Origin of the sequence: Corynebacterium sp. HMSC036E10 (assembly GCF_001836265.1) — a bacterium.
GTDB classification, from domain to species: Bacteria; Actinomycetota; Actinomycetes; order Mycobacteriales; family Mycobacteriaceae; genus Corynebacterium; species Corynebacterium coyleae.
The window spans coordinates 118,925-141,821 of record NZ_KV827938.1; the positions used below are offsets into that span (position 1 = coordinate 118,925).

Annotated in this window: 24 protein-coding genes; 2 read left to right on the forward strand and 22 right to left on the reverse strand. The window is 62.1% G+C overall.

Annotation, left to right across the window (positions count from 1 at the left end):
* Positions 1-75 precede the first annotated feature (75 nt).
* Positions 76-1,059: a type VII secretion-associated protein gene (locus HMPREF2736_RS01675; protein ID WP_070828749.1), complete on the reverse strand. Its 984-nt coding sequence runs from the start codon at positions 1,057-1,059 to the stop codon at positions 76-78.
* Positions 1,060-4,554 carry a type VII secretion protein EccCb gene (gene eccCb, locus HMPREF2736_RS01680; protein ID WP_070828750.1) on the reverse strand — a complete coding sequence of 1,165 codons (3,495 nt, stop codon included), beginning with the start codon at positions 4,552-4,554 and terminating at the stop codon, positions 1,060-1,062.
* 194 nt (positions 4,555-4,748) lie between these two features.
* Here eccCb and eccD point away from each other — a divergent pair, with 194 nt between their 5' ends.
* Together eccD and HMPREF2736_RS01690 are read left to right on the forward strand one after the other, a co-directional pair.
* On the forward strand, positions 4,749-6,068 hold the full coding sequence (eccD, locus tag HMPREF2736_RS01685; RefSeq protein ID WP_168167609.1) for a type VII secretion integral membrane protein EccD: 1,320 nt from the start codon (positions 4,749-4,751) through the stop codon (positions 6,066-6,068).
* A 2-nt stretch (positions 6,069-6,070) separates the two neighbouring features.
* Positions 6,071-7,267, forward strand: a complete 1,197-nt coding sequence (locus HMPREF2736_RS01690) for a S8 family serine peptidase (protein WP_083322944.1) — start codon at positions 6,071-6,073, stop codon at positions 7,265-7,267.
* Here HMPREF2736_RS01690 and eccB read toward each other — a convergent pair.
* From eccB to HMPREF2736_RS01790, 20 genes are all read right to left on the reverse strand, one after another.
* The gene (gene eccB, locus HMPREF2736_RS01695; protein ID WP_246822029.1) at positions 7,206-8,483 is read right to left on the reverse strand and encodes a type VII secretion protein EccB; all 1,278 of its coding nucleotides are present in this window, start codon (positions 8,481-8,483) and stop codon (positions 7,206-7,208) included. The two genes, HMPREF2736_RS01690 and eccB, sit on opposite strands and share 62 nt — an antisense overlap.
* Before the next feature lie 71 nt (positions 8,484-8,554).
* Positions 8,555-10,660, reverse strand: coding sequence for a DUF6541 family protein (locus HMPREF2736_RS01700; RefSeq protein ID WP_070828753.1), 2,106 nt, complete (start codon positions 10,658-10,660; stop codon positions 8,555-8,557).
* 33 nt (positions 10,661-10,693) lie between these two features.
* The gene (gene truA, locus HMPREF2736_RS01705; protein WP_070771072.1) at positions 10,694-11,524 is read right to left on the reverse strand and encodes a tRNA pseudouridine(38-40) synthase TruA; all 831 of its coding nucleotides are present in this window, start codon (positions 11,522-11,524) and stop codon (positions 10,694-10,696) included.
* Between the two features lie 127 nt (positions 11,525-11,651).
* Positions 11,652-12,098, reverse strand: coding sequence for a 50S ribosomal protein L17 (rplQ, locus tag HMPREF2736_RS01710; protein WP_070828754.1), 447 nt, complete (start codon positions 12,096-12,098; stop codon positions 11,652-11,654).
* Positions 12,099-12,144: 46 nt separating this feature from the next.
* Complete coding sequence (locus tag HMPREF2736_RS01715) at positions 12,145-13,158, reverse strand: DNA-directed RNA polymerase subunit alpha (RefSeq protein WP_070422746.1); 1,014 nt, start codon at positions 13,156-13,158, stop codon at positions 12,145-12,147.
* Positions 13,159-13,260: 102 nt separating this feature from the next.
* Positions 13,261-13,866 (reverse strand): 30S ribosomal protein S4, encoded by a 606-nt coding sequence (rpsD, locus tag HMPREF2736_RS01720; protein ID WP_070422745.1) that lies wholly within the window; start codon positions 13,864-13,866, stop codon positions 13,261-13,263.
* A 27-nt stretch (positions 13,867-13,893) separates the two neighbouring features.
* Positions 13,894-14,295 carry a 30S ribosomal protein S11 gene (rpsK, locus tag HMPREF2736_RS01725; protein WP_070422744.1) on the reverse strand — a complete coding sequence of 134 codons (402 nt, stop codon included), beginning with the start codon at positions 14,293-14,295 and terminating at the stop codon, positions 13,894-13,896.
* Between the two features lie 3 nt (positions 14,296-14,298).
* The gene (gene rpsM, locus HMPREF2736_RS01730; RefSeq protein ID WP_070422743.1) at positions 14,299-14,667 is read right to left on the reverse strand and encodes a 30S ribosomal protein S13; all 369 of its coding nucleotides are present in this window, start codon (positions 14,665-14,667) and stop codon (positions 14,299-14,301) included.
* A 173-nt stretch (positions 14,668-14,840) separates the two neighbouring features.
* Positions 14,841-15,059, reverse strand: coding sequence for a translation initiation factor IF-1 (gene infA / locus HMPREF2736_RS01735; protein ID WP_070422742.1), 219 nt, complete (start codon positions 15,057-15,059; stop codon positions 14,841-14,843).
* A 172-nt stretch (positions 15,060-15,231) separates the two neighbouring features.
* Entirely contained in the window at positions 15,232-16,029 is a 798-nt protein-coding gene (locus HMPREF2736_RS01740) for a L,D-transpeptidase (RefSeq protein WP_070828755.1), read from the reverse strand.
* A 51-nt stretch (positions 16,030-16,080) separates the two neighbouring features.
* Positions 16,081-16,872 (reverse strand): type I methionyl aminopeptidase, encoded by a 792-nt coding sequence (gene map, locus HMPREF2736_RS01745; protein ID WP_070570614.1) that lies wholly within the window; start codon positions 16,870-16,872, stop codon positions 16,081-16,083.
* Positions 16,873-16,952: 80 nt separating this feature from the next.
* Entirely contained in the window at positions 16,953-17,498 is a 546-nt protein-coding gene (locus tag HMPREF2736_RS01750) for an adenylate kinase (RefSeq protein ID WP_070422739.1), read from the reverse strand.
* Positions 17,498-18,826, reverse strand: coding sequence for a preprotein translocase subunit SecY (secY, locus tag HMPREF2736_RS01755; protein WP_070482501.1), 1,329 nt, complete (start codon positions 18,824-18,826; stop codon positions 17,498-17,500). Before secY ends, HMPREF2736_RS01750 begins: the two co-directional genes overlap by 1 nt.
* A gap of 246 nt (positions 18,827-19,072) precedes the next feature.
* A complete protein-coding gene (rplO, locus tag HMPREF2736_RS01760) occupies positions 19,073-19,549 on the reverse strand; it encodes a 50S ribosomal protein L15 (protein ID WP_070422737.1) in 477 nt (158 codons plus the stop codon).
* Between the two features lie 7 nt (positions 19,550-19,556).
* Positions 19,557-19,742: a 50S ribosomal protein L30 gene (gene rpmD / locus HMPREF2736_RS01765; protein WP_034997282.1), complete on the reverse strand. Its 186-nt coding sequence runs from the start codon at positions 19,740-19,742 to the stop codon at positions 19,557-19,559.
* Between the two features lie 5 nt (positions 19,743-19,747).
* Entirely contained in the window at positions 19,748-20,380 is a 633-nt protein-coding gene (gene rpsE / locus HMPREF2736_RS01770; protein WP_070422736.1) for a 30S ribosomal protein S5, read from the reverse strand.
* A gap of 40 nt (positions 20,381-20,420) precedes the next feature.
* Complete coding sequence (rplR, locus tag HMPREF2736_RS01775; RefSeq protein WP_070422735.1) at positions 20,421-20,825, reverse strand: 50S ribosomal protein L18; 405 nt, start codon at positions 20,823-20,825, stop codon at positions 20,421-20,423.
* 2 nt (positions 20,826-20,827) lie between these two features.
* On the reverse strand, positions 20,828-21,364 hold the full coding sequence (gene rplF / locus HMPREF2736_RS01780) for a 50S ribosomal protein L6 (RefSeq protein ID WP_070422734.1): 537 nt from the start codon (positions 21,362-21,364) through the stop codon (positions 20,828-20,830).
* A gap of 18 nt (positions 21,365-21,382) precedes the next feature.
* Positions 21,383-21,781, reverse strand: coding sequence for a 30S ribosomal protein S8 (gene rpsH, locus HMPREF2736_RS01785; RefSeq protein ID WP_070422733.1), 399 nt, complete (start codon positions 21,779-21,781; stop codon positions 21,383-21,385).
* Positions 21,782-22,105: 324 nt separating this feature from the next.
* Positions 22,106-22,822, reverse strand: coding sequence for a DUF2786 domain-containing protein (locus tag HMPREF2736_RS01790; RefSeq protein ID WP_101732443.1), 717 nt, complete (start codon positions 22,820-22,822; stop codon positions 22,106-22,108).
* Between the last annotated feature and the right edge of the window lie 75 nt (positions 22,823-22,897).

A 22,897-nucleotide genomic window follows, 5' to 3' on the forward strand; every position in this document is an offset into this window, starting at 1 on the left:
TGAACGGTGTGTGTTTGCCGTTCATATATCTGACTGACATTTGGTGCTTTCGGTTCCATCGAATTCAAAAGTTTTTCATGTCCGCATGTCAGCCCCCTTAAATTCAGCGGTTTCCATGGCCATTCGACACGTTGCGCGTTGCACTGTGGTGGGTTCATGGCGCGTGTGACAGCCCACGAAAAGCTGGGTGGTGCCGTGCGGCCAGGTCTTCCAGAGCGCCTGCGATCCATCCGCGGCGCGCTCCAGGTAGGTCACCGAGGTGCCGTCCGTGTCCACAAGTTCTGTTTGCGGGTCCGCCTCAACATCGGCGAGGAGTTGCTCGGCCATAGTCTTGGCCGGTAATTGGTACAGCCTCTCGACGGCGATGTGGAGGCGGAAATTCGGATCATCGCCGGTTGCGCGCCATGTGCCATCGTCGGCCTCAAGAGCGAACCCGGCAGGCAGTTCCACTTGAAGGCCGTCTTGTTCAAGCAGGACGGTCTGCGGTGCTTCTTCGCGTATCGACGACTCCACCGCCACAGACGGCGTTGCCCCCGCCGCAGCTTCAGTAGCCGTCGGTGTCGCAATTGAACTGTCCGTGTTCGCTGCACTGCTGGCGCTGCCGGCACTGCCAACGCTGCCTTTCCAGACAACGTTGAAGATGACCACCGCACACACGACTGCGACCACCGCGACGACTGCGGCGATGATCCAGACGCCGATGTTTGACGAGCGGTTGTCCGCAATCGCCGCGAACGTGTCTGTCGGCGGGTCCCGTGGCGGATCCCACGGCGCAGGTGGCGCGGAGGGTGCGTTGAGCAAACGTGGCACGTCTGCCGGATCGGGACCAAGGAGTTCGGTGGTTAAGTCAATGTCGTAGTCCGCCAAGGCGTACTCGAGCTCGCGTAGGCGCGTGTCGTCTGCGGTGATGTGCACGTGTGCCCCGTCTGGGTTCGGCCCCAGCACAGTGCGGATCGTGTTCGCGATTTCACGGCTGCTTGGCGCGTCGAAGCGGTGGACGTCGGCCGCACCGGTGAACACGGTCGACGCATCGGTCGCGGTAATGCGCAGGTCTGTCATTTAGTCCCCCATATTCAGCATCGGCAGTTGGATCATGCCCTTCGGCTCGCCCTGTACGAGCGTTGCGCGCCCTGGTGGCTGCGGTGCCGGTCGGACGCCGAAGAGTGCGCCTTCGTCCTTGGTGCCGTCCAGAATCAGCACGTCTGGGTGAAGGTCTTTCACAGCGGCGAGGAACGGGCCAAACATGGCACGCCCAACACCGCCGAACTTGCGTGCCACCACGATGTGCAAGCCGATGTCACGCGCGTGGGGCAACAAGTCGATGATTGGGCGCAGTGGTTCGTCGCCGACCAGGTCGAGATCGTCGATAAGCAAGTAGAGCTCTGGGCCTGCCCACCAGGACCTGTCTGCCAGTTGGGCGGGCGTGACGTCGCTGCCCGGCAGTCGCGAGGTCAGCGTGGTGGCCAGCGAGCGCACCGCATCGGTGAGCGCACTCGAGGAAGCTGCGTACGCCGCGACCATGTCGCTGTCCGCATGAGCCAGGTGTGCCCGGCGCGGGTCGCAGATCACCATGCGGGCTTGTTCGCGTGGCATCGCTGAAATAGCCGCAATCGTGCTGGCGATGAAGGCGGATTTGCCCGCGCCGCCTGCGCCGATGGCCAGGATGTGGCCGGTGGAGTACAGCGGTGCAAGGTCCGCTCCGCCAATGCCGAGTGGGATGCGGGTGCCGTCGATAAGCGGTTGCGCGTCGACTCTTGCTGGCAGCACGCGCAGGCGTGGCACCGGCGTCTGGCTCGCCGCCTGGGCTGCGATGTGTGCGATGTCTTCGGCGCTGGTCAGCGCGACATGCATGACTTTGCCGTCCGGGGTGAGCGCACGTCCCGGCACGGCGGCGAGACGTTCTTGGGCCTTGCGGTCGATCAGCGAATCCATCGGCTCGGTCAGGCGCATCTCGATGCGGGTGCCGATGAGGTCGCGCACATTCGCACGCACCGCGTTCCACCGCTGTGTGGTAATCAGCAGGTGCACGCGTGCCGCAGGGCCTTCGGAGGCGATTCGCGCCAAAGGATCACGCAGGTCTTCGAGTTTGGAATCGTTGGCCAGCAACGCATGCCAACCATCGACAACGAGCAGTGTCGCGCGCGAGGCAGGCGCATCCAGGAGTCCGGTGACCTCGTCGATAACACGGCGCGTGCGTTCTTCATCCTTCGCGTTCGCCACACCCGCCACGTGAGGCAGGGACTCGATGTCGCTGTAGTCGCCGCCGCCAGCGTTGATGATGTAGATCGCCACCTCATCGGTTGTGCGACACAGCGCTTGCTTGGCGACGATCGACCGCACCGCCATCGACTTCCCCGTCTGCGGCGCACCAGCAATGGCAACATGCCCACCGGCACGGGAAAAGTCCACGGCGAAGGGGACTTGGAGTTGGCGATAGGGCTCGTCGACGAGGGCGATGGTGTCGTCGACAAGCGAAGAAAGCGCGAGCGTATCCGGCAACGGTGGCAGCCACACCTGGTGGGCGCGCATGCTCCGGGTTGCGGCGACGTCGCGGGCTTTCTCCACAACGGCGTCGAACAGCGTTGTCGAATAGTCGGTATCGGTAACAGTTTGCGGGGCGATTTCTATCTCGTCGCCGGTAAACAACCGCACTGTCGGCGCGTCCGCTGGGTGCGACAACACCTGGCGGGTCAGCGGACCGGACACGTAAGAACCCCTGAAGCGGGTGAGTTCCATACCTGACTTGAGGTAACCCGAGCCCGGCTCACTGGGCAGTTCATAGGCATCCGGCACGCCGAGGACTTGGCGCGACTCCCCTGCGGAAAACGTCTTCAACCCGATGCGATACGACAAGTGGGAATCGAGCCCGCGCAGCTTGCCTTCCTCGAGCCGCTGCGAGGCGAGCAACAAGTGCACACCAAGTGAGCGGCCCAGCCGTCCCACCGCGACGAAAAGGTCCGCGAAGTGCGGGTGTTGCGAGAGCAGTTCTGAAAACTCGTCGACGATGATCACCAGCGACGGCAGTGTGTGCCCGGCGCGGGTGTAGTCGGTGATATTCGCAAAGTTGCCTGCGGCACGCAGCAGTTCCTGGCGGCGGTTCAACTCGCCGGAGATGGCATCAAACATGCGCTCGACCAGCACGGCCTCGTCTTCAAGGTTGGTGATCACCGCACTGGTGTGGGGCAGGTCCTCGCAGCCGAGGAAGGTTGCGCCGCCCTTGAAGTCCACAAGCACCAAGTTGAGCTCGTCCGGCGAGTGCGTTGCGGCAAGCGCAACAACGATTTCCTTAAGCAGTTCGGACTTACCACTACCGGTAGCTCCGATGCAGAGCCCGTGTGGGCCCATGCCACCGAGCGCTGATTCTTTGAAGTCCAGGTACACCGGCTGCCCATCGGGGGTCGCGCCGATGGGCACGACAAGCTTGTTGCGCATCCCCGGCCACATGGTGGTGGCATCGAGTGCGTCCAGGTCCGTAATCCCCAGCATGGCAAGCAGATCGCCAGTGTCCTCACTTGCGCCTTCTGGGCGTCGGTAGAACCCGAGGTGGCGAGCGATGAACTCGGCCTGCGCGTCAGTGAACGAGTCCGGAAGGCCGAGTTGCTCCATGCCCTGTTCGGTGACCGCAGCGAGCGTATCGGTGCACACGAGGTGGAAGGCATCCGGGTCCACAAAGTAGTGCTCGTCCGGGTGGACGACAATCACACAGTCGGCGTCGGGGGCGTGGAGGTGCTCCACGGTGGCGTCGATAAGCACCACGCGAAAACGTGCATGTTCCGCGCGAGCGTGCGGCAGCCACTTCGCCCACGCGAATGGCGCGTCGATGCTGACCAACTCGGGCCCATGAAAAAACGCGAGTTGGCACACGATGGAACGCGCCACCTCATGCGCGCCGGGACCAGCCAAGGTGACCGCGGGAAATGCATCGAGCTGCACAACAATCGGCATGCCAGGCACGGTGCTTACGGCAGCGACAGTGCGACGAAGACTCACCGCGCACACCGGGTCAAGGTCCTCTGGGCTTCCCGGATCCTCTACATCGACAGGCGTGCACAGCGCACCGCTGCCAGTCCCCAACCGGACGGTCAACGCCAGCGGTGACGCCGCAGTGCGCTCCCAAACCCGCTCCACCGGTGTCGCAGCAACAAGATCTGCCGGAGCCGGGTGCAACCCTGTCGCGTGCGCGCGCTGTTGCGCTGCGTTCGCGCGCGCCTTCCGGGTCAACGCATCCAGGTGGCGCAGGTACACCCGGCGCGTTTCGTTGATATCTCCCTGCCGATCTTGCGGATTGATCATGCCCAACAGTCCGAAAAGCATCATCAGCGGGAAGATCAACATCATTGGGCTCACAGTGCGTCCAGATGTCATCATCAGCGCCATCACCGCACCAACGGCAACCACCATCACAATTGGCAGCAAGATTTTGATCACCGGCTGCGTCTGCGGCTTTTGCGCTGTTGGGACTGGCTCTGCACGCAGTTGTCCTGTTGGCAGTGCCGGCACGTCAGGTGTGCCCGCAGTTGGTGCGAGCACAGCATCGTGGTCTAACCCGAGCATTCGTGGATCCCCCCTTTTCACCCCATGTGGCCACAGTTCCCCCGAACTGTGTTGGGCATAGTGTTGAGCGCAGTGTAGACCATTTGCCCGCCAAAGGGGTACGAAAAGCTGGACTGCAGCGTAACGGTGCGCCATACTGGCCCAAGTTGCGTGGCAAATGGGGGCCACGCGTTGAGACTTCCGGGGGAAGAGTTTTGGTTGCTACTTCGGCGCACCACATTGTGCGCGTAACCGTACGTGTTTCTGTTGCGGCGTTTCACCGCGATATCGATGTCACACTGCCGACATCCTCAACGTTTGCAGAGGTGCTGCCCGAATTGGCGCGTCTTGTGGAACTGCCGCAGATCCACCGCCCGTGGGAAATCTCCACGGCAGGCGGACGCCCACTCGACATGCACACGCCGTTGTACGCGCTCAAGCTTCACGACGGCGCCGTGATCGCCCTGCGCCCCAAAGAACCCATCGCACCTCCCGTGGTACGCGACGCCGCCGACGCCCTCGCGCACGCAGGCCGCAATGCCCGCAGCGTGCGCGGCCTCGACGCCGCCGCAACCCTCGTAGGGTTAGCGTGCATTGCGTTGCTGCTCAGCATGTTTACCCCACCTCCCGCGACCTTCGCCGTCACCGGGTTATGTGCGCTCACCCTCGCTGCTGTTGCGAAATCGCCCGCCGTGTTTGCTGCCGCGCCGTTGTGCCTCGGCTGGGCCGCCGCCACATGGGTCATCGGTGGCACAGAACCGAACCTGCACAGCACAGACGTTGCTCTTGGCGCACTCGCAGGTGTCGTCACAGCCTTCATCACCGTCGGCATTGGAGTGGCTCTGCGCCTTGCAGGCCCTGCATTGGTGGCGTTTGCTGTCACGGTTGGTGTGCTCAGCGGCATCGGCACGTTAGGCACCTGGCTGCCCGCCGCAAACGCGCCTGCCGCATTATCCGTCCTCACCGGCCTGTTTACGGTTGCCGCCACACCCGGCATCGCCACCCGTGCTGCAGGCCTTGCCGTGGCGCACGTGCCCACCGCCGGCGAAGAATTCGATCGCGCCGACGAATACCAACCAGACGTCGACGCACGCAGCCGAGTCGCCACCACCATCGCCAGCGCAGTCACCGCCGGAATTGCCACAGTGAGCATCCCTGCGCTCCTCCAGATCGGCAGCAGCGGCGGTGCATGGAACTTCGTGTTCTGCACCTGCATCGCTGGCGCACTCGTCGTCTACGCATCGCGCCACCACTGGGCTGCAACCCTCATTGCGCTGATGGCGATAGCACTCGCGGCAGTCATTGCTTCCGCCATCAGCATCGTGCGTATCGACGACCCGCATCCCGCCCTCATCACCATCGCCGTCCTCACCGCACTGGCAGCTACAACCACCGTGCTGTGGGCCCGGCGCGTACCCGACCTAGAACCGACAACCGTTGTCTGGTTCGAACGTGCCGAAATCGCCGCCCTCATCGCCGTCATCCCACTCGCGGTACACCTCACCGGGGTCTTCGACCTGATTCGAGGGCTGTAACAATGCGCACACGTTCCCTGCCCGCTTCCGCACTGTTGCCACTGATGCTCGCCATGCCTGTACTCTGCGCACCTGCAGCACTCGCGCCGGGCTCGCTTACCTACGCCTCCGCCCAAGACATCGCCTGCGCCGTGCCTTCGGCAGCACAACCACCAGGTGAGACACCTGCGGAGCTCCACGAGCTCCGTCGCTTCGCCACCGGAGCCGGCGTGCGCGTCGCCGTCATCGACACTGGCGTCGCTCCACACCCGGAACTTAATCACCTGCGCCCCGGAGCCGACTTTGTCGGCGACAACGCGCTTGCGGACTGCGACAGCCACGGCACCGTCGTCGCCGGCGTCATCGCTGGGCGCACGCTCGGCATCGCACCAGATGCGGAGATCCTCGCGGTGCGCCAAACGTCAGCCCATTACCGCGGTGGCCGCGGCCAATCTGTCGCGGGGGACCTTGAGACGCTCGCCTCTGCAATCAACAACGCGCTCGACGAGGGGGCGCGCGTGCTCAACGTCTCTGTCGTGTCCTGTGTGGACCCGGGGCTTGCCTCGCGCATCGACCTCAATGGGCTGCGCGGCGCGTTGCACCGTGCCGAGGCCGACGGCGCAGTCGTCGTCGCCGCATCCGGCAACACCAGCGCCGATTGTGAACCAGGCTTTAGCGTGATCCCAGCTCTGTTTCCCACGGTGCTTGCTGTGGGGGCTCGCGAGGACACCCACACGCTCGCGTCATACTCCTTGCCAGCGGAAATCTCCGCAGCCGGTCTTGTCCCACACGCGCTCGCATCCAGCGGCAACGGCTGGGCCGACGGCACGCTCACCCGCGACGGGTCACGCCCCTACGTTGGAACCAGCTTCGCCGCACCGGTAGTCAGTGGTGCGGCCGCGTTGCTCATGCAGCGCTACCCCGGCATCACGCCGGACCACGTGCGCACGCTCATCACCGCCGCAGCACAACACGGCGGCGGCGCAATCACCCCGCACAACGTGATCAGCCAACTCACGCCGGACGACATCGCGCCACGGGACACCGTCACCGTGGCCCCAACAGAGCGCACCGCCTCCTTGGCCGCGAAACGGTTCAGCAGTGTCGGCCTCGGCGCAGTTGTGTTCGCTCTACTGGGTGTCCTTGTGCTGTGTGCTGTTAGTACGTGGCGGTCAAAGCAGCAGCCCGGGTCAGCTCCTCGCCCTCCGGCAAGAGGCTGACAATCTCCCAAGGCACGCGCTCGACATGCACCGCACCCACCGTGGCAAGTGTTTCCGCATCGGGTGCACGGTGGCGCAACCCGTTGCTCGCCACGACGTGGAAGCCATGTCCGGAATCCACACCGATCGAGCCATCCGCAAGCCCCACAAAGTGTGTCGCCACCGACGTCCCAGACAACGCAATCGCCGAAGTATCACCGGATCGCACTGCACCGTACCGTGCTGCACCAGCGTGTTCTGTACCGTCGTGTTCTGTACCGGACTGCACCGCGCCACCACGGTCCTGGTCCACGCATACCGTCTGCTGCACCGGGTCAACCCACTGCGGGCGACGCTCTGGAATCGTCAGCCCTAAGTCCCCGTCCTGATACGTGGCTAACTGTTCGCGGCCGATGCTGCGTTGCTTCGCGCCAGCATCCAACAGCACTGCCTGCTGCACCTCACTGAGCGGCTCGATTCTCCCGTTGAACAGCGCCCACGCACCGCTCTCAGCGACCAATACTTCTGGCAGCCGGTCGGGCGCAGGTACTGATACCGGTGGCAATTCCTTCAGCGCCGTCATCACCTGCAACGGTGGCTCCCACATCGGAGTGGTGTGCCCGACCCCCAACGCACGGCGCACGATACGCCCGTGCGGAGTAGTCGCATCAGGCAGCAACTGTCTGCCCTCACCAGTCACCAACCATTGGCGGGTGCCGTCGGTGGCCAGCACGGTGTCGTCGCCAAGCAAAGGCTCCGGACGCTGCCCCGCAACCACCGTCACACGGCCCGGCACCGCACACACCGACCATGCAGCATCAACCGCACCCTCCGGCGCAAACATCGCCGGCGCAGCCACAATACCCACCTGAACGCCACGTGGCATCGCCGCCAAATGCTCATCACCCACCCGCGACGGATCAGCCGCCGCACCAGCAATCAAGCGTGCAGAAGAAAGATTGGTCACCGGATGAACAGTGTCATCAACACGCACATACAGCGTGCCGTCCGACGCCCGCAGAATCGGGGCATCCCCCGGATCTGCATTCGGACGCATCCACGCAAACAACCCCATCACCCCGGCGATCATCACCACCGCAGCAACACCAAACACCGTGGCGCGATGGCGCGCCGACAACGGGTCATGAATCATCCGGATATCCCCGAACAACAACCCATGCTCCATACGACGGCGCATGAACTGGTGGCCCGAAACCTGGGCACGTGTAGTAGGCAAAAGTTTCGCCATAATTCCCCCTCCCCCGAGTAAGTACTCAACAGGCTACAGCCTTAGCACCCCGCGCGCATCTACCAGGCGGCTACACCGGCATCTTCAAGCTCGAATAGCTCATCCGAGCCGTGGTCCTGTCCGTCTTTGCGCATCGCCCGCAACTGGGCGGTGGAGAACTCGCTGTTGACCGCAAACACCGACGTCGTGCCCTTGCGATACACCGGCGTCACCCCGTTTGACGCCCAGAACGCCCGCAGCATCGGATACTGCGGTTTCTGGTCCGCCCAAAACGACCCCGGGCTGAGCACAAAGAACCGTACGTTCAAGTCCTTCAGCGCCTGCTCCACCACTTCGCCGTTGTCTTCTCCGATGAAGTCCGCGTGCTGGAAAATTGTGTCGTGCGCTGAGCCAATCCCGCCGGTCGGCCATAGGTAGTGCCGGGAAACCGACGGCAACCCGTTGTAGGCATACATCCACGAATATCCATCCGCAGGATCACCCATGATCGTGCCTTCCCACGCTGCGTCCTGGGTCGCCAACCAGTCAAACACCTGGAGGTCATCCGCGCTTACCATCCGTCCGCTTTGGCGCGGGGTAGCAAACGCGTCCTGTGCACCAGCCTCAGTGTGGTTGCGTACCTGTGGCACCGCCGCCGACCCGGCGATCACCGCCACCGCGATCGACGCCAGCACCGTGGCTCGCTGCCCCGTACCGGTTCGTGCTGCGAGTGGAGCGAAGGTGACAAGGCGGATAATCACAGCAATGCCGATGGCGGCCGCTGCCCACACGCACATCACCACCGGCATGATCAGCCGGTGCCCCGTGCTGTAGTGCAGGTTGCCCACCATGGCCAGTACATCGCCCCACGCGTTATCGAATGGTGTGAGCGCATTTGCGGTCACCGCAAGCGAAACCACATACAACAGCACAGGCCACACCTGGCCGCGCCACAGCACCAACGCCAGCGCGCCTGCACCGGCGAGCCACAGCATCACCGTCGGGTCGAAGTCCGGGAAAAACTGAGAGACGTGCCGGGTGTCCATCCGAAACGCACTCCCCCACGCGCCGCCGCGGCCTAGTTTCTCCTGCGGCGCCCATGAGGCAACCTCACTCGCCTGGTCCGACCCCGCCAGCACTTGGGGCAAAAACACGAGCGTTGCCGCGGCTGCCGGGAGTGCCATCCACACCGTATCGCTGCGACGCGAGCGCACCGGGCGAACCAGCAGCGACGTCGCCCACGCAAAGATGACGCCGAGTACCACCACGGTCACCGCAGACGGGTGTGTGCACAACACGCCAAGGAACCCGATCGCAGCAGGCAGCGCACCCGCATGCCGTGCCGGAACTTCAAGGAACTGCCAAACCACGATGCCGGTCAGGGTCATCGCAAACAGGTACGGCCACATCCCCACGTAGTCGGGCACCCACAGCAGCTGCGGGGCCGCGTACGCCATGATCGCGGCAAACGCGGCGGCAATCTGCGCGGTGAGCCCAGTCGAGCGCATAAACGCGAACACCAGACTCACCATGGTCAGCGGCAGTGCCACCGCTGGCAGCACCGTCGACGCGATGTTGACCGCCCGAATCGGCTCAAGTCCAGCAGCCTCCGCAAAGAGAGCAACACCCGCGTGGAATCCCGACGGGTAGAACAGCCGCGCGTGCGTTTCGAAGTTCTGCAGCTCGCCCATGCGTGTCGACGACGCCACGCCCGTCTCCATCACAAACCGCACCGCATTCGCATGCCACTGCGAATCCCACCCCTGGACGATATTGTCCGCACCGTTGGGCATCTGAGCCAACCACGACAGCCGGTCCGTAACTGCCATCCACGCCGCGACCGCTACCCCGACAAACGGAATGCCCCAGTGCGTCCACTCCACCTTGCCGGGAAAAAGCGCACGGTGCCACGGCACATCACCACCGCGGCGGGCCTTGCGTGCAAACGCATAGCGCCACCCGCCAGCCACCGCGAGGGCAAGCACCATGCTCACCCCGAACGTCCACAGGTTAAACGGCGCACTAGTCACGCCCCACATCCACGACGACACTCCGATAACACCGAAGGTCACCGGCAGCGCCGTGGTCACCGCTGCAGGAACTCGGAGGCCTGCAGCCCACGCCACCAGGAATCCGGGAAGCAGGAAAAACACAACTGCAAACCATGCTGCGGCTGCTGTGGTCATCGCACCTCCCAGATTGTCAGTAACCCAAGCATGCTACATCTCGCGACGCGCGCGGGTAGCTTCGGCGCGGGCAGCTAACTCAGAATCAGCGGGATACTCGACGCCGACCAACGTCAGGCCACGAGCGGGAGCGAGTGGGACTTCGGGCGCGCGTTCGTCGCGAAGCAAGAGCTCCTTTGGCCAGTCACTCCCCCGGCGGCCCTCCCCGACGGTTAAACACGTCGCGGTCAGCGCGCGAACCATATTCCAGCAAAACGCATCCGCAACAATGCGCGCTTCGTACACGGTGTCCTCGACCTGCGACCACTCGAAAGAATGCACGTCGCGGATCGTGGTGGCATGCTCCTTCGGGCGGCAAAACGCCGCGAAGTTGTTCAAGCCCACAAGCGCATCGGCACACGCCTGTGTCGTCTCAAGGTTGATAGGTTTTGGCCACACCGCCGTATCGCGCGCCCGTGTTGGCAACGCACCTGCCGGATGCGTAGTCACCCGATATACGTAGGTGCGGGCCAACGCCGAGAAACGCGCGTCAAACCCCTCTGGCGCTTCCTCGACATTAAATACGCGAACGTCTTCCGGGAGCAGTTTTGCTAATCGACGAACCAACCGTCCCGGGTCCCCCTCAATCGAACGCTGATCAAGGCTGCTGCGAGGAATATCCACATGGGCGGTCTGTCCCGAGGCATGGACTCCTGCGTCGGTGCGTCCAGCGACGGTAAGGGAGACGCTACTACGCAGCACGAGGCTCAACGCCTCTTCGATGGTCTGTTGGACTGTGCGGATGCCGCTTTTCTGGCGCGCCCAACCGTGAAAATCGGTGCCATCGTAGGCGATATCCAAACGCAGCCGCATCGTCTCATCCATGGCGATCAATCTTATCTGGGCAATACAAAACGCCCAGCTACACGGGGTAGCTGGGCGTTACGCGAGGAAGGAAGTGAGTTTACTTCTCTTCCTCAGCAGCGGTCTCCTCTGCCGGAGCCTCGGTGGTCTACTCTGCCGGAGCCTCCTCAGCCTTGGCCTCCTCAGCCTGGCGGGATGCAGCTGCGCGTGCAGCGCGGGTTGCCTCGGTGGTAACGGTCTCCTCGAGCACCAGGGAAATCTGGGTCATCGGAGCGTTGTCACCGGAGCGGTTCGGGAGCTTGATGGAGCGGGTGTAGCCGCCCTCACGGTTCTCGAACTTCGGCGCGAGCTCGTTGAACAGGTAGTTAACAACCTGCTTGTTCGGCAGCTCAGCGAGGACTGCGCGGCGGTCAGCCACAGTGCCCTTCTTCGCCTTGGTGATCAGCTTCTCAGCGTACGGACGCACGGCACGTGCCTTAGCGTCCGTCGTCTTGATAGCGCCGTTCTCGAAGAGGGACTGCGCCAGGTTGGCCAGAATGTGCTTCTGGTGCGAGGCGGACCCTCCGAGGCGGGCACCCTTCTTGGGGGTAGGCATATTCGAACTCCTCGTATGCGGTTAGTTGAGCGCGTGCTCTGTTGTGTTACTCGGTCTCGTCCGCGCCGTCGTCCACGAAATCGCCAGTTTCGGCGTCGTAGCCTTCGAGCTGGGTCGGGTCGAAATCTTCCGGAGCGTCCTTCAAGGTCAGGCCCAGGTTAGCGAGCTTGATCTTGACCTCGTTGATCGACTTCTGGCCGAAGTTGCGGATGTCCAGCAGGTCGGTCTCGCTGTACTCAGCAAGCTCGCCCACGGTGTGGATCTCCTGACGCTTCAGGCAGTTGTAGGAACGAACAGAGAAGTTCAGGTCCTCGATCGGCGTGGAGTACGCAGCGATGTACTCGGACTCCTGAGCCGACGGGCCGATCTCGATGCCCTCTGCAGCGGTGTTGAGCTCACGAGCCAGGCCGAAGAGCTCCACCAGGGTGGAACCAGCCGACGCGAGCGCGTCACGTGCGGTCATCGAGTTCTTCGTCTCAACGTCGATGATGAGCTTGTCAAAGTCGGTGCGCTGCTCAACACGAGTTGCCTCAACCTTGTAAGCAACACGGGTCACCGGCGAGTAAATCTGGTCGACCGGGATACGGCCGGCCTCTCCACCGGAGTTCGGCATAGCCGGGACGTAGCCACGGCCGCGCTCGACAACAAGCTCCATCTCCAGGCGTGCCTGCTCGTTAAGGGAGGCGATGTGCAGATCCGGGTTGTGGATCTCCACGCCTGCCGGTGGCTCGATGTCACCTGCGGTGACGTCGCCCGGCCCCTCGACTGCAAGCTGCATGACTACCGGCTCGTCAAAGTCGGAAGACAGCACGAGGTCCTTGATGTTGAGGATGATCTCGGAGACATTCTCCTTGACACCGTTGATCGTGGTGAACTCGTGGAGCACACCGTCGATCTTGATGGACGTCACGGCTGCGCCCGGGATGGACGACAGCAGCGTGCGACGCAGGGAGTTGCCCAGGGTGTAACCGAAACCAGGCTCGAGCGGCTCGATGACGAACTTCGAGCGGTTGGTATCGATGTACTCCTCGGTCAATTCAGGACGCTGAGAGATGAGCATGAACTTCTCCTTTGGCTCCCGCTATATGAAGCCGGTAGGGACTGATATGGAAGATTCCGTGCACCGTGGACGGCGCGCGGGGTGAAGCAAACGTGTGAAAGTTTACTTCGAGTAAAGCTCGACGATGAGCTGCTCCTGCAGCGGCACCTCGATCTGAGCGCGCTCGGGCAACTGGTGCACGAGGATGCGCAGGGTGTCCGGAACGACCTGCAGCCAAGCCGGAACGACAGCGTCCAGGAGGTTGTCCTGAGCCTCTTCGAACCACAGCATGTTGCGGGACTTCTCACGGACGTCGATGATGTCGTACTGCGTTACCGCGAACGACGGAACGTCGATGCTCTTGCCGTTGACCGTGAAGTGGCCGTGGGACACGAGCTGACGTGCCTGACGGCGGGTCTTAGCCAGACCAGCACGGTAGACAACGTTGTCCAGACGGGACTCCAGCAGGATGAGCAGGTTGTCGCCGGTCTTGCCCGGGCGACGGTTCGCTTCTTCGTAGTAGCGACGGAACTGCTTCTCCATCACACCGTAGGTGAAGCGGGCCTTCTGCTTCTCCTGCAGCTGGAGCAGGTACTCGGATTCCTTGATGCGAGCGCGGCCAGCCTGCCCCGGAGGGTACGGGCGACGCTCGAAGGACATGTCGCCGCCGACGAGGTCGACGCGGAGGCGACGGGACTTACGGGTAGCAGGGCCGGTGTAACGAGCCATGTCTCTTTACCTCTTTTCCTTTCAGCCTTAAACGCGACGACGCTTCGGCGGACGGCAGCCGTTGAACGGCTGAGGCGTCACGTCGGAGATCGAAGACACCTCCAGGCCGGCAGCCTGGAGCGAACGGATAGCGGTCTCGCGGCCGGAGCCCGGACCCTTGACGAAAACGTCGACCTTCTTCATGCCGTGGTCCATTGCCTTGCGGGCAGCGTTCTCTGCAGCCATCTGCGCAGCGAACGGCGTGGACTTACGGGAGCCCTTGAAGCCAACGTGGCCGGAGGACGCCCAGGAGATGACGTTGCCCTGCGGGTCCGTGATGGACACGATGGTGTTGTTGAAGGTGGACTTGATGTATGCGTGGCCTGCGGCCACGTTCTTCTTGACGATGCGACGTCCGCGACGTGCACCGGAACGAGTCTGAGTAGCCATAGGTTACTTCTTCTTTCCTGCGATGGTCTTCTTCGGGCCCTTGCGGGTACGCGCATTGGTCTTGGTGCGCTGGCCGCGGACAGGCAGGCCACGACGGTGGCGCATGCCCTGGTAGGAGCCGATTTCGATCTTGCGGCGGATGTCTGCCTGAACCTCGCGGCGCAGGTCGCCCTCGACGGTGTAGGAGGACTCAATCGCGTCACGCAGAGCGGAGAGCTGGTCATCGCTCAGATCGTCCGTGCGCAGGTCCGGAGAAATGCCCGTCTTCTCGAGCAGTTCCTTGGATCGGGTTGCACCGATGCCATAGATGTAGGTGAGAGCGATCTCCATGCGCTTATTGCGCGGGAGATCAACACCAGCTAGACGTGCCATGAGGTACGTACCTTTCGGGTTGTTACGGTGGTTTTCTCCCCACCCGTCCACGTCAACCAACGCTTTATCCGGACCGTGCCGGAGGATGGGTTGGGATTACACGCGGCTCCAGCCACCGTGGCCGGAGGTAAACGACCCACTATGAGCAGGTCTGGGTGAGGAGGCTGAAATGCTTACTTGTAGCGGTAAGTGATACGCCCGCGTTCCAGGTCGTAGGGAGAGAGCTCCACCACGACACGGTCCTCAGGGAGGATGCGGATGTAGTGCTGGCGCATCTTGCCACTGATGTGGGCGAGAACCTCGTGCCCATTGTCGAGTTCGACACGGAACATGGCGTTCTTCAGGGGCTCGACGATGCGGCCCTCAACCTCGATTGCGCCTTCTTTTGCCATACACTCCACTTCCTACACTGCCCGCAAATGTGCAGGCAGAAACGTTTTCTTACCGTGACAGTCGGTACCTGCCAACACTTCGTGGCAGCACCGTTGGACTACTTTATCCGCTCACCTGCGAAAACGCAAAAGGCCCCAGCATTTCGCCGGGGCCAATATGCAACAAAGATGCCTAGTAGACGTAGACCTTGTCACCGATCTGCAGATCGTTGAAGTAGCGCTGTGCATCTCCGCGGTACATGCGGATGCAGCCGTGGGACAGGATGCTCGGGTCCCCCTCATGGAACGCGATGCCGTTGTAGGTGAAGTACGTGGCGTACGGCATCGGTGCGTTGCCGAACTCCCAGGAGATCTCGTCCTTGACCTTACGGTTGACGTAGAAGGTACCGCGCGGCGTCTCGTAGCCCGATCGGCCCGGACCAATCAGGCCCGACTGGTAGTACATGACACCGTTGTTCTGCAGCCAGGAACGGCGACCATCAATGTCAATGCAGGCCTTGGCATCGGCCGGGCACGGACCGTAGTCAAAGCCAGCACGCGGGTTCGGAGCCGGCGCCGGAGCAGGAGCTGGTGCCGGAGCGGGAGCCGGCTTCGGTGCAGGCTTCGGCTTCGGAGTCTTCTCGGCGATGAGTCCGGGGAAGAAAACCTCCACGATCTCGTCGATACGCTGCTTCGCCTTCGCCGGCAGATCCGGACTGATATTCGCCAACCCATCTGCCTGCAAGCGCAGGTTGTTGCGAAGATCCCAAGCTGCATCCCGTGCAGACTTATCCAGGTTTGCAAACGCGGTGTTTGCCGACGAGGACAGCGCATCAAGGCTGGAGGTTGCAACCGGATTCGGGGCCGGAGCAGGCGCTGCCTGCGCAGTCACAGGTGCAGCAAGCGTAGCGACGACACCGAGACCGGCAGCGAACGTAATTGCGCGTCGCTTCAACGGCGACTGCTTTGCATGGCGAGGACGGTAAGACATGCCGGAAGTATAACCGTATAGCTATGAATCACGCATCGACGCGCCAGCCGTTTATACGCGCGGAGTAAGAATTCGTGGTCCCTGAGCGGTCGCTGCCACGGTGTGTTCCCAGTGTGCTGCCGGTGAACCATCGAGGGTGGTAACCGTCCATTCGTCGTCAAGTACGCGCGTGTCGTAGCCACCACCCAGGATCAACATCGGCTCGATCGCCAACACCGAACCTTCCTGAATCACAGGACCCCGATTCGGCTTGCCCTCATTAGCCAGGTACGGGTCTTCGTGCATCGTGCGGCCAATGCCGTGCCCGCCGTAGCCATCCACAATGCCGAGCTCAACGCCGAAACTCTCCTCGGCGGCGTAGGTTGCCAACTCCAACGCGTGAGACACGTCAGTGAGCTTGTTGCCCGGAACCATGGCTTTCAGGCCTTCTGCGAGCACCCACTCGGTTGCGCGGTTGAGCGCGTCCACATCCGGTGCAAGTTCACCGATACCGAACGACCAGGCACTGTCCCCTACCCAACCGTTGAACGTTGCGCCGCAGTCGATGGAAACCAGGTCCCCTTCATTGAGCACCACGTCAGCGGATGGAATGCCATGGACCACCACATCGTTGACCGACGCACAAATCGAGCCAGTAAAACCGTGGTATCCGAGGAAGGTCGGCACCGCGCCATGGTCGCGAATGACGGTTTCCGCCACCTTGTCAAGGTCAAGCGTGCTGACACCCGGCTTTGCCGCAGCACGGACCTCCTGCAGCGCGACACCGACAATGCGGCCGGCTGCCTCCATCGCATCGAGTTCGTCGGGGGTTTTGGCGGCAATCTTGCGTTTGCGGAATGCCATAGCGGGGTGCTCCTTTGTGGTGGTCGTCGATAGGCAAAAGCGAAAGGCCGGTGCGAACACCGGCCTTGAGCGTATTCGGGCTACTTGCCCAGCTGCGCCATGGCGCGCTGGTTGATCTCGTCGACGTCGCCCACAGCGTCGATAGAAATGATCTCCTCACCGTAGTGGTCGATCAGCGGTGCGGTCTCATCGCGGTACACGGCGAGACGGGTGCGGATGGTCTCCTCGTTGTCGTCTGCACGACCACGGGCGAGCATGCGCTCCACGACAACGTCCTCATCAACAACGAAGTTGAGCACGCCGTCGAGCTTCTCGCCCTTCTTCGCCAGTAGGTCGGTCAGGATCTCAGCCTGCTCCACCGTGCGCGGGAAGCCGTCCAGCAGGAAGCCGTCCTTCGCGTCGTCCTGGTTCAGGCGATCCTCAACCATGCGTGCGGTGACATCGGTCGGCACAAGCTTGCCGGCGTCGATGTAGCTCTTTGCCTCAACACCGAGCGGGGTGCCCTCGCCAATGTTGGCGCGGAACAGATCACCGGTGGAGATGTGCGGAACACCGAGCTTTTCGGAAAGGATAGCGGCTTGGGTGCCCTTGCCGGCACCGGGAGGGCCAAGGAGAACGAGACGCATTATCGCAGAAGTCCTTCGTAGTTGGATTGCAGAAGCTGGGATTCAATTTGCTTAACCGTGGTCAGGGCCACGGAAACCATAATCAGGATGGCCGTACCGCCAAACGCGCTCATACCCATCCGGCCGGAGCCGGTGATACCGGCGTCCATTGCCAGGTTCGGCAGCACTGCGATCAGCGCGAGGTAAATCGCGCCGACGAACAGCAGGCGGTTCATGACGAACGCGAGGTATTCAGCAGTCGGACGGCCCGGACGGATACCCGGGATAAAGCCACCGTACTTCTTCATGTTCTCTGCCTGATCGACCGGGTCATACTGGATCGACACATAGAAGTAGGAGAAGAAGATGATCATCACGACGTAGGTGAGGATGTACTGCCACGAACCCGGGTTCTGCAGCCATGCCATCACGTGGTTCATCCACCAGTTGTCCGGCGGAGTCGGGTTATTCATGGTCACGATCTGTGTGATCAGAACCGGCACGTACATCAGCGACGAGGCGAAGATGACCGGGATAACGCCAGCCTGGTTGACCTTCAGCGGCAAGTAGGTGGAAGAACCACCGTACTGGCGACGGCCCACCATGCGCTTGGCGTACTGCACCGGGATACGACGCTGGCCCTGCTCAATGAAGACAATGCCGACGACCAGCGCAATAAGCGCAAGGATGACGAGGATCAGCGTCAAGGCACCGGAGTTCTGGAGGATGAACGCACCCTCGGACGGGATCTGGGTTGCGATACCCGCAAAGATGAGCAGGGACATACCGTTGCCCACGCCCTTTTCAGTGATGATCTCGCCGAGCCACATGATGAGCACCGCACCGGAGGTCATCACAAGGATCATCATGATCAAGGTCCAGACATTGCGGTCTTCCACCAGCACCGGCATTCCCTGGCCGAGCAGCTGCTCGCGGTCTGCCAGCGCGACGATACCTGCGGACTGCAGCAACGCCAGCGCGACCGTGAGGTAGCGCGTGTACTGCGTCATCTTCGCCTGGCCGGACTGGCCTTCCTTCTTCAGCTCCTCGAACTTCGGGATCACGACAGTGAGCAGCTGCACGATAATCGACGCCGTAATGTACGGCATGATGCCGATCGCGAAGATCGACAACTGCAGCAGTGCACCACCGGAGAACAGGCCAATGATGGAGAACATCGTGGCACGGTCACCCTGGGCAACCTCTTCGAGTCGCTGGTTGATCAACGCGTAATCAACGCCCGGGGACGGGATCTGGGCACCTACGCGGTACAGAATCATCAGCGCAAGGGTGATCAAGATCTTCTTGCGAAGGTCAGGATCCTTAAACGCTTGAGCAATTGCGGACACATAGCCTCCTGGCTTCCACCTGAACCGCGGCGGAAGGTAGTGGATAGTGCAGCGCCGACTCGTGCATGAAGGCACACAAAACGGGCCGTCGCCGTGTTTGACCCCACTACCCTAGCAGCTGTGCTTAAAAAGTTGATACTCACGGTCGACTTTACCGCTACAGCACAGCGAAAACCCCCACACCGGACAGTGATTGTCCAGTATGGGGGTTATCTCAAGCGCGGAAAGCGTTACGCTTTCGGCTCTTTACGCGTCCTTCGGAGCGCGCTTGGAGAACTCGACGACGGTGGCGGAACCGCCAGCAGCCTTGAGCTTCTCCTCAGCGGACTTGGAGAACTTGTTTGCGGTGACGTTGAGTGCGACGTTGATGTCGCCCTCTGCCAGCACCTTCACCGGCTGCTTCGGGCGAACGAGGCCCTTAGCGACGATGTCGGCAACTGCAATGTCGCCACCCTGCGGGAATGCTTCCGCGAGGTCCGCGACGTTGACCACCTGGTACTCGACGCGGTTCGGGTTCTTGAAGCCCTTGAGCTTCGGCAGACGCATGTGCAGCGGCATCTGGCCACCCTCGAAAGCAGCGGAAACCTGCTTACGAGCCTTGGTGCCCTTGGTACCGCGGCCAGCGGTCTTGCCCTTGGAGGCCTCACCGCGACCAACGCGGGTCTTGGCCTTGTTGGCGCCCTCTGCCGGGCGCAGATCATGGAGCTTGATGATGTCAGCCATGTTTTATCTACTCCCCTGCAACTTCTTCGACGGTGACGAGGTGACGCACCTTGAGGATCTGGCCGCGGGTAGCAGCGTTGTCCTTCTTCACCACGGACTGACCGATCTTGCGCAGACCGAGAGCCTCGAGGTTCTTGCGGGTCACCGGCTTCTCACCGATCTTGCCGTGGTGCAACGTAATCTTCAGTGCCATTGTTCTTAGGCCTCCTGTCCTGCGCGAGCGCGCAGCATACGTGCCGGGGCAACGTCCTCGACAGCCTTACCGCGCTTCGCTGCGACCTCTTCCGGACGCACGAGCTGCTTCAGGCCGGCAACGGTGGCCTGAACCACGTTGAGGGCGTTGTCGGAACCGAGGGACTTAGCCAGGATGTCCTGGACACCAGCGGCCTCGAGCACCGGACGGACTGCGCCACCGGCGATCACACCGGTACCCGGAGCAGCCGGGCGGAGCATGACGATACCGGCGGCTTCTTCAGCCTGAACCGGGTGAGGAATGGTGCCACCGATCATCGGGACGCGGAAGAAGTTCTTGCGAGCCTCTTCTGCACCCTTCTGAATTGCGGCGGGAACTTCCTTCGCCTTGCCGTAGCCAACGCCGACCATGCCTTCACCGTCGCCGACGACGACGAGAGCGGTGAAGGACATGTTGCGGCCACCCTTAACGGTCTTGGCAACACGGTTGATGGTGATGACGCGCTCGATGTACTTATCGCGCTCGTCGTTCTGGTTGCGACGGTCGTCGCGACGGCCACGGCCGCCGCGGTTACCGCGGTCGTTGTTGTTCTGGTTGTCGGCGGAGCGCCCGCCGTCACGCCGTTCACGTTCGGCCATTACGCGATCCTTCCGTTGATGGTGATGTTTGCCGTGATCATTAGAACTTCAGACCACCTTCACGAGCAGCTTCAGCCAGGGCCGCAACGCGGCCGTGGTACTTGTAGCCACCACGGTCGAAGACGATCTGCTCGATGCCTGCTGCCTTGGCACGCTCAGCGACGAGCTGGCCAACCTTTGCGGCCTTCTCCTTCTTGTCGCCCTCCAGGTTGCGCACGTCTGCCTCGATGGACGACGCAGAAACCAGGGTGTGGCCTGCGAGGTCGTCGATGACCTGGACGTGGATGTGGCGAGACGAGCGGTGCACAACGAGACGCGGGGTCTCCGGGGTGCCACGCAGGGTCTTGCGGATGCGGTAGTGGCGACGTGCGCGGGCCTCGCGGCGGCGGGACGAGATGTCCTTGCCCACCGGGGTGCGCTTGGTGTTCTCTGCAGTATTGCTCATGATTACTTACCCGTCTTTCCGACCTTGCGGCGGACCTGCTCGCCGGCGTAGCGGATGCCCTTACCCTTGTACGGGTCATCCTTACGCAGACGGCGGATGTTTGCCGCAATCTGGCCAACCTGCTGCTTGTCAGTGCCTTCGATGGCGAACTTGGTGTTGCCATCGACGGAGAACGTGACGCCTTCCGGCGCCTCAATCAGGATCGGGTGCGAGTAGCCGAGGGAGAACTCAAGGTCCTTGCCCTTCTGCTGCACGCGGTAACCGACGCCGAAGATCTCCATGTTGATCTTGTAGCCCTCAGTCACGCCGATGATCAGGTTGTTGATCAGCGAGCGGGTCAGGCCGTGCAGCGAACGGCTGTCACGGTGATCGTCCGGACGGGACACCACGACTTCGTTGTCTTCGACGGAAGCGGTGATCGGCTCCGGCATCTCGAGGTCCATGGTGGCCTTCGGGCCCTTGACCTCAACACGCTGGCCGTCGATCTTCACCTCGACGTTGTTCGGGATTGCGATGGGTGCATTACCTACACGCGACATAGTCTTTTCAACCTCCCCTTACCAGACGTAAGCGAGGACTTCCCCGCCTACACCCTTCTCTTGAGCCTGGCGGTCGGTCAGCAGGCCGTGGGACGTGGAGATGATTGCCACGCCCAGGCCACCGAGCACCTGAGGCAGGTCGTTGGACTTGGCGTACACGCGCAGGCCCGGCTTGGACACGCGGCGCAGACCAGCGATGGAAGCCTCGCGGGTCGGGCCGTACTTGAGGTTGAGCGTCAGCGATTTGCCAACCTTCTCGTCCTCAACTTTGTAATCTTCGATGTAGCCTTCCTGCTTCAAGATCTCAGCAATAGCTGCCTTGAGCTTGGAGGACGGCATAGACACGGTGTCGTGCTGCGCAGTTGTTGCGTTGCGCACGCGCGACAGCATGTCCGCAATCGGATCTGTCATGGTCATTGTGGTGACCGTTTCCTTTCTCGTTGCGGTTCCCTAAACCCACCTGACCCTTTTCAAGGTCGCGTTTTCCGCATGGTCTATCGGGGGCTACTCAACGCTGCCCACACTCAGTAGCGTGGGCCGCTCGCCGCCTCCCTTGCACGCGGTCCGCATCTTGGCGAGGGGCCTGCAACAAAGTTGGATGTTCAAATGTTTCTCTCGGCTTGGCACGCCGAAATCTCGGCGCACAAGTCCGATCGACCAAGTTACCTGCTTGTTCGCTCAGAACCAAATTGCTTAACGACGACACCTAGCCCCCGTCAGCATCTCCCGACACCGAATGCATCAGAACGGCAGCGCCGCCCTGGACTTCACCCGTGTTTGGCCGAGGTCTGAATTCTCTCCCGCGGCGTGTCCGCTGAGGTACGCACCTGGGTCGAACGAGCGGTTGGTTTGGTGCGCGGAGAGCACAAAGCCCTGCTCTTCGGCAAATTTGGAGCGGGCTTGCTCGGCCTTTGCGGCGTCGTCGACAAGCACAAGCGCATATTCGCTATCCACACGTGCTGCGCCCTCTTCTGCTTTCATCAGACGTTTGCCGATGCTTGTCGCGAACCCCTGCATAAACGACCGGCGCATCACGACCACCGATTCACCGAAGTTTGTGGCGCGGATCTTTTGTGATTCTGCAAGCATCACCGGCAACAGCAGCGCGTAGAGCATGTCCACCCGGTCGAGGTGTCGCTGTAGGCCAAAAAGGTCTGCGTCCTTGACGCGCGTGGAGTTATACACCCGCTGCGTAAACCCCGTACAGTGCAACGACCTCGCGATGGAGTGCAGCAGCGTTGCCTGCATATCGGTGTAGGCGCCGCGGAACGTGTAGGCGCGGTGGCCTACGTTGTCGCCAGCATCGGGACTTGCAAGATCGCGCTCGTCGTAGCCGTACTGTGCCATCAGCTCGAATGCTCGGGCATAGAACGCGTCACCCTCCGGTGTCCCTTCCCTGTCGTTGGCTTGATTGAGTAGTTTTTGTACTCGTTGTTTGATCTTTTCCTCGGTACGCATCTGACGCACCCACCCCTTCCCCATTGCTGTTTGGATGTGTGCCTGTAGTTATAACGAACTCGCACGACATGTCCG

What these genes read in the sequence shown, in the direction of transcription:
- HMPREF2736_RS01675 (WP_070828749.1), bottom strand. Translation starts at nt 1,059, where the DNA reads ATGACAGACCTGCGCATTACCGCGACCGATGCGTCGACCGTGTTCACC.
- HMPREF2736_RS01700 (WP_070828753.1), bottom strand. Translation starts at nt 10,660, where the DNA reads ATGACCACAGCAGCCGCAGCATGGTTTGCAGTTGTGTTTTTCCTGCTT.
- HMPREF2736_RS01790 (WP_101732443.1), bottom strand. Translation starts at nt 22,822, where the DNA reads ATGCGTACCGAGGAAAAGATCAAACAACGAGTACAAAAACTACTCAAT.
- infA (WP_070422742.1), bottom strand. Translation starts at nt 15,059, where the DNA reads ATGGCAAAAGAAGGCGCAATCGAGGTTGAGGGCCGCATCGTCGAGCCC.
- rplQ (WP_070828754.1), bottom strand. Translation starts at nt 12,098, where the DNA reads ATGCCTACCCCCAAGAAGGGTGCCCGCCTCGGAGGGTCCGCCTCGCAC.
- HMPREF2736_RS01740 (WP_070828755.1), bottom strand. Translation starts at nt 16,029, where the DNA reads ATGTCTTACCGTCCTCGCCATGCAAAGCAGTCGCCGTTGAAGCGACGC.
- HMPREF2736_RS01715 (WP_070422746.1), bottom strand. Translation starts at nt 13,158, where the DNA reads ATGCTCATCTCTCAGCGTCCTGAATTGACCGAGGAGTACATCGATACC.
- rpsK (WP_070422744.1), bottom strand. Translation starts at nt 14,295, where the DNA reads ATGGCTACTCAGACTCGTTCCGGTGCACGTCGCGGACGTCGCATCGTC.
- rpsM (WP_070422743.1), bottom strand. Translation starts at nt 14,667, where the DNA reads ATGGCACGTCTAGCTGGTGTTGATCTCCCGCGCAATAAGCGCATGGAG.
- truA (WP_070771072.1), bottom strand. Translation starts at nt 11,524, where the DNA reads ATGGATGAGACGATGCGGCTGCGTTTGGATATCGCCTACGATGGCACC.
- map (WP_070570614.1), bottom strand. Translation starts at nt 16,872, where the DNA reads ATGGCATTCCGCAAACGCAAGATTGCCGCCAAAACCCCCGACGAACTC.
- HMPREF2736_RS01750 (WP_070422739.1), bottom strand. Translation starts at nt 17,498, where the DNA reads ATGCGTCTCGTTCTCCTTGGCCCTCCCGGTGCCGGCAAGGGCACCCAA.
- rplO (WP_070422737.1), bottom strand. Translation starts at nt 19,549, where the DNA reads ATGGCTGACATCATCAAGCTCCATGATCTGCGCCCGGCAGAGGGCGCC.
- rpsH (WP_070422733.1), bottom strand. Translation starts at nt 21,781, where the DNA reads ATGACCATGACAGATCCGATTGCGGACATGCTGTCGCGCGTGCGCAAC.
- HMPREF2736_RS01690 (WP_083322944.1), top strand. Translation starts at nt 6,071, where the DNA reads ATGCGCACACGTTCCCTGCCCGCTTCCGCACTGTTGCCACTGATGCTC.
- eccCb (WP_070828750.1), bottom strand. Translation starts at nt 4,554, where the DNA reads ATGCTCGGGTTAGACCACGATGCTGTGCTCGCACCAACTGCGGGCACA.
- rpsE (WP_070422736.1), bottom strand. Translation starts at nt 20,380, where the DNA reads ATGGCCGAACGTGAACGGCGTGACGGCGGGCGCTCCGCCGACAACCAG.
- rplF (WP_070422734.1), bottom strand. Translation starts at nt 21,364, where the DNA reads ATGTCGCGTGTAGGTAATGCACCCATCGCAATCCCGAACAACGTCGAG.
- rpsD (WP_070422745.1), bottom strand. Translation starts at nt 13,866, where the DNA reads ATGGCTCGTTACACCGGCCCTGCTACCCGTAAGTCCCGTCGCCTCCGC.
- rplR (WP_070422735.1), bottom strand. Translation starts at nt 20,825, where the DNA reads ATGAGCAATACTGCAGAGAACACCAAGCGCACCCCGGTGGGCAAGGAC.
- rpmD (WP_034997282.1), bottom strand. Translation starts at nt 19,742, where the DNA reads ATGGCACTGAAGATTACGTTGCACCACGGCAAGATCGGTGAGAAGCCG.